Source organism: Tabrizicola sp., from assembly GCF_036781545.1.
In the GTDB taxonomy this organism is placed as follows: domain Bacteria; phylum Pseudomonadota; class Alphaproteobacteria; order Rhodobacterales; family Rhodobacteraceae; genus Tabrizicola.
Genome location: NZ_DAIQAT010000202.1, coordinates 1 through 5,357 on the forward strand (window position 1 = coordinate 1; position 5,357 = coordinate 5,357).

Annotated in this window: 4 protein-coding genes and 1 pseudogene; 2 read left to right on the top strand and 3 right to left on the bottom strand. The window is 66.7% G+C overall.

Going from position 1 to position 5,357, the window contains the following annotated elements; translation table 11 throughout:
• Both V7Q39_RS19005 and V7Q39_RS19010 read right to left on the bottom strand, forming a co-directional pair.
• A pseudogene (locus tag V7Q39_RS19005) lies at positions 1–208 on the bottom strand (crotonyl-CoA carboxylase/reductase); the annotation flags it as partial.
• A gap of 108 nt (positions 209–316) precedes the next feature.
• The gene (locus V7Q39_RS19010; RefSeq protein WP_333818183.1) at positions 317–1,675 is read right to left on the bottom strand and encodes a 1-acyl-sn-glycerol-3-phosphate acyltransferase; all 1,359 of its coding nucleotides are present in this window, start codon (positions 1,673–1,675) and stop codon (positions 317–319) included.
• Positions 1,676–1,866: 191 nt separating this feature from the next.
• Here V7Q39_RS19010 and V7Q39_RS19015 point away from each other — a divergent pair, with 191 nt between their 5' ends.
• A complete protein-coding gene (locus V7Q39_RS19015) occupies positions 1,867–3,834 on the top strand; it encodes a methylmalonyl-CoA mutase family protein (RefSeq protein ID WP_333818184.1) in 1,968 nt (655 codons plus the stop codon).
• Positions 3,835–3,967: 133 nt separating this feature from the next.
• Positions 3,968–4,321, top strand: coding sequence for a DUF6455 family protein (locus tag V7Q39_RS19020; protein ID WP_333818185.1), 354 nt, complete (start codon positions 3,968–3,970; stop codon positions 4,319–4,321).
• Position 4,322: 1 nt separating this feature from the next.
• On the opposite strand, the gene V7Q39_RS19025 is transcribed toward V7Q39_RS19020, so the two are convergent.
• Positions 4,323–5,084 (bottom strand): hypothetical protein, encoded by a 762-nt coding sequence (locus V7Q39_RS19025; RefSeq protein ID WP_333818186.1) that lies wholly within the window; start codon positions 5,082–5,084, stop codon positions 4,323–4,325.
• Positions 5,085–5,357 lie beyond the last annotated feature (273 nt).

The window sequence follows — 5,357 nt, forward strand, 5'->3', positions numbered from 1 at the left end:
GGACCAGCACCTCGTGGCTGTCGATGGTCCAGGTATCGACCACCTCCTGCACCATGGCCTGTTCCGGGGCTCCGTGCCGCTCGCGGCGGATCGCCCAAGCATACATCTGCTTCGGCACATGGCCGAGGGGGGGCATCTCGCCCAGTTCGTAAAGATCCTTCTTCGGCGCGTCGTAGATCAGGGGTGCGGTTTGCGTATCCAAAGCCAACATGAGCCTCCAAGCCAGATGCCGCGCCGCAGAATCGCCGCGCCCTTGGCTGCAGATAATATTTCTGCGCGCAACTTTGCAATAGTATGATTGGGTAATCTTGAAATTTTATGTCTGCGGCGTCGCAGCGACGCCGATGTCTGGTATCGAGGCCGCATAGAAGCGCAGCAACGCGCGCTCCGCGGCCACCGGCTGCAATCCCTCGCTCACCAGCCCGCGCCGGATCAGCGGCGTCAGCCCTTCGTCCAATGCCGCGCCTGGGCCCTGCGGTGGCAGCTTCAGCACCGCTCCCGCCGCCGTCAGGGCCGCGACCAGCGCTTCGACCCTTGCCAGCAACTCTTCCCGGCTGGTCGCCCCTTCGCCCAGCGCCTTCGCCACCAGCGGCACCGGCAGCACCGGCACCACCGCTGCGATCGCCGCCATCAGCCGCTCGCCCAGTGCCTCGACCGTGCCCCCCGCCGCCAGATGCTCACGCAATGAAACCGGGGCGCCGAACCCCGCCGCCGCCGTGCCGAAGCCATGCGTCTGCCCGCGCATCCGCGCCCAGAGGAACCGTGCCGCGTGCCAGGCCACCCAGAGCGGCCGGTTCCTGAACCGCCGCGTACCACTGGCCGCCGCCTCGACCAGCACCCGGTCCTCCAGCACCCGGTCATAGGCCAGCCCCACCGGCACGAAGACCACGTCGCGCGACAGCGGCGTCCAGCCCTCGACGATATAGCTGATCAGCCCCAGCTTCGCCGGTCCCACCTGCCCATCCAGGGAAAGGCCGCCCTCGGGGAACATCGCCTGCGTCGTGCCCTCCTCGGTCGCCATCTGGACATAGCGCGCCAAGACCTTGCGATACAAAGCGTTGCGGCTGCCCCGCCGGATGAAATAGGCCCCCATCGACCGGATCAGCGCCGACAGCGGCCAGACCCGCGCCCATTCCCCCACCGCATAGCTTACCGCCGACCGCCCGGCGACCAGCCATGTCACCAGCACATAATCGACGTTGGAGCGATGGTTCATCACAAAGATCACCGTGGCCCTCGGATCGATCCGCTCCAGCGCCCGGTCGATCTTGCCGACCCTGACCCGGAACAGAAGCCGCGACAGCCCTTTCGCCGCTCGCGTGCCGAAGCCGAAATAGACCGTCGCCGAAAACCCCGGCACGATCTCCTTCGCGTAGCGATGGGCCTCCTCGAAGGCCACTTCCCCCGGCACCCCGGTTTCCGCCGCATGGACCATCGCCGCCTCGACGACGCGCTGGTCATAGGCCAGCCGCGCAATCATGTCCGACCGCCGCGCCAGCTTGAAAAGGTCGATCTTGCGGTCCAGACGCGTGTTCAGCTGCGCCAGCGCCCGCTCGGCCCGCCGCCGGAAGAACCAGCGCACCGAAGGGAACAGGAAATGCGTGGCAAAGCTGACCGCGGCGAAGCCAAGGATCAAAGCCAGCAACCAGACAGGAACCGCAACCGCGCCGAACATCGCCAAAGCCTAGCCGATCCCCGCTCTCCGGCAATGCCCTTCCTCTTGGCGCAAATACTCCGCGGGGGTGCGGGGGTGTGAAACCCCCGCTCCGCCAGGGTTGCCGCAGCGCAGCGATTGACATTGGCACGATCTTTCCCATATGCCATCATCAGCGCAATAAAATTACCCTCCCGACTCGCGAGGCCGAGATGACCGACACGAAACGCAAGGACGCCCCCTGGCTCTTCCGCACCTATGCCGGCCATTCCACCGCCGCCGCCTCGAACGCGCTTTACCGCACCAACCTTGCCAAGGGGCAGACCGGGCTTTCCGTCGCCTTCGACCTGCCCACCCAGACCGGCTACGACAGCGACGATCCCCGCGCGCGGGGCGAGGTCGGCAAGGTCGGCGTCCCCGTCGCTCATCTCGGCGACATGCGCGCCCTGTTCCAGGACATCCCGCTGGAGCAGATGAACACCTCGATGACGATCAACGCCACCGCTCCCTGGCTCCTGGCGCTCTACATCGCCGTGGCCGAGGAGCAGGGCGCCGACATCACTGCCCTGCAGGGCACCGTGCAGAACGACATCATCAAGGAATACCTCTCGCGCGGGACCTATATCCTGCCGCCGCAGCCTTCCCTCCGGCTGATCACCGATGTCGCCGCCTATACCGGGAAACACCTGCCAAAGTGGAACCCGATGAACGTGTGTTCCTACCACCTGCAGGAGGCCGGGGCCACGCCGGAGCAAGAGTTGGCCTTCGCACTCGCCACGGCCTGCGCCGTGCTCGATGATCTGAAAGTGAAAGTTCCTGCCGCAGATTTCCCCGCGATGGTCGGCAGAATGTCGTTTTTTGTAAATGCCGGCATCCGCTTCGTGACCGAGCTCTGCAAGATGCGCGCCTTCACCGCGCTGTGGGACGATCTGCTGGAAACCCGCTACGGCATCGCTGACGCCCGCTTCCGCCGCTTCCGCTATGGGGTGCAGGTCAACTCCCTCGGCCTCACCGAACAGCAGCCGGAAAACAACGTCTACCGCATCCTCCTCGAGATGCTGGCCGTGACGCTCTCCAAGAACGCCCGCGCCCGCGCCGTCCAGCTTCCCGCCTGGAACGAGGCGCTCGGCCTGCCCCGCCCCTTCGACCAGCAATGGTCGCTTCGGATGCAGCAGATCCTGGCCTACGAGACCGACCTTCTCGACTACGACGACCTCTTCGACGGCAACCCCGCCGTGGACCGCAAGGTCGAAAGCCTCAAGCAGGGCGCGCTGGAAGAGCTTGCCCATATCGACGCCATGGGCGGGGCCGTCGCCGCCATCGGCTACATGAAATCCCGCTTGGTCGAGGCCAATGCCGAACGCCTCGCGAAGATCGAATCCGGCGAGACCACCGTCGTCGGCGTCAACCGCTTCACCACCACCGAGCCGTCCCCTCTCGCCACTGGCGACGGCGCGATCATGACCGCCGACCCCCGGGCCGAGGCCGACCAATGCGCGCGCCTCGCCGACTGGCGCAGCCAGCGCGACACGGTGGAGGTGCGGGAAGCCCTCGCCGCCCTCCGGCAGGCCGCGCAATCGGGCGAAAACATCATGCCCGCCTCCATCCGCTGCGCCAAGGCGGGCGTCACCACCGGCGAATGGGGCGGGGCCATGCGCGCGCTCTACGGCGAATACCGCGCCCCGACCGGCGTCAGCCAGAACCCCTCGAACCGCACCGAAGGGCTGGAACCCGTCCGCGACGCCGTCGCCGCCGTTGCCGCCAAGCTCGGCCGCCCGCTGCGCCTTCTTCTCGGCAAGCCCGGCCTCGACGGCCATTCCAACGGCGCCGAGCAGATCGCCGCCCGTGCCCGCGACTGCGGGATGGAGATCACCTATGACGGCATCCGCCTGACCCCGCAGGAAATCGTCACCGCCGCCGCCGAGAAGGGGCCCGACGTGATCGGCCTCTCCATCCTCTCGGGCAGCCATCTGCCCTTGATCCGCGAGACGCTGGACCTCATGCGCGAAGCGGGCCTCCGCCAGCCCCTCGTCGTCGGCGGCATCATCCCGGATGACGACGCCAGCACCCTGAAGACGATGGGCGTGGCCCAGGTCTACACGCCGAAGGACTTCCAGCTGAACCGGATCATGCTTGACCTCGTGGCCCTTGCCGATCCCACCCCGGTTGCCGCCGAATAAGCCCGCGCCAGCCCCGCATTGATGGAAAACCATCAGCAGGATCGGCCCGCCGCACCGCGGGCTTGACGTAAATCAAGGCTGCGGTCCCTTCGCAGGGCCTATCCGGAAAGCACACAGCCGTCCGGAGTCCGCCATGTTCAACCGTATCCGCGCCCTCATCGACCGCCTGCACGAGGTGCAAGAGGTCAACGCGCTCAGCGACCGCGATCTCGATGACCTCGGCATGAGCCGCGAACAGGTCCTGGGCTTCCTGAAGATGCCGCGCGACATTTCCGAACGTGTCACGGCAATGGGCCGGATCTTCGGCATTTCGGAAGTGGAGCTGAAGCGCGATCATGCGCAATGGGTCGATCTGCTCACCACCTGCGGTCACTGCGCCGACCGCGCCGCCTGCGCACATCTCCTGGCCAAAGGGGCCGGGGCGCAACCGTCCGAGGCGCATTTCTGCGGCAACCGCGCCGTCTTCGGCACCCTCGCCGCCGAATAGATCAGTCCGTCGGCGCCTCCGGGGCCACGTCCGGTGCCGGGTCCGCCTTGCGCCAGATCGAGGCTCCGTTTTCATAGACCTTCACCAGTCCCACCTCGGCGCGTGCCTCGCGGCCGATGTCCAGGATCAGCTCGCGCCGTGTCGTGCCGCGCAGGAACATGCAGCGCTTCGGCAGCACATGGGCCTCCAACTCCGGGTTGATCTGCCGGAAGAACTGCTTCTCCGGGTCCAGCCCCGGCTTCATCCGCCGCGCCGCCTCGCGCAGGAAATCGCCCTCGAAGATGCCGGGCGAGGTCGAGAAGGCATTGACCAGAAAGTCCTGCACGATCTGGCGGCCCTTCTTCACCACCCGCCGCGAGGTCTGGTGGTGAAGACCCCGCGTGTGCTTGTTGACCGAGATGAAGGTCACGGCTCCCACATCCGGTTCGAACAGCGGTTCGGTCCGCTCGGGCGTGATCGGTTCCAGCGCGATCCAGTCATCCTCCAGATGCAGCACCCGCGGTGCCGTCGTCGCCGTCCAGGCCCGGATGACCGCCGAGGCGAAGTCGGGCGCCTCGGGCCGGAAAATCAGCGCATCGGGGAAGTACCGCCGGATCAGCGCCTCGCAACGGTCGCCCTCCGCAGCATCGCCCATGAACGGGTCGATATTGGCGATCAGGCGACGGATCGGGAAGTTTGGGAACACGTCCCGCGCGAAGGACTCCAGCGTCCGCGCCAGAAGCGCCTCGCGACGTCCGGCGATCAGGGTCACGTCATGGTCCACTCTGCGCGGTCCTCCTGCCTGCCCGCTCCGGATAGCGCAGGATCGGCCCACGCTCCAACCCCGATTTTCCGCTCTTGCCGCCCAGCGGCGCGCGCCGCATTAATGGCGCTGGCGTCTCCCCTCCGTCCCCACGGAAGGAAGACGCCGACAAGACGATAACAAGATCAGAATAATGACGGGACATCAGGGCATTGAGCCTGTGTCCCGCAGAGGGACGCAGACATGACCTTCCACATCGGCGCCAAGCCGGGCGACATCGCCGAAACCGTGCTT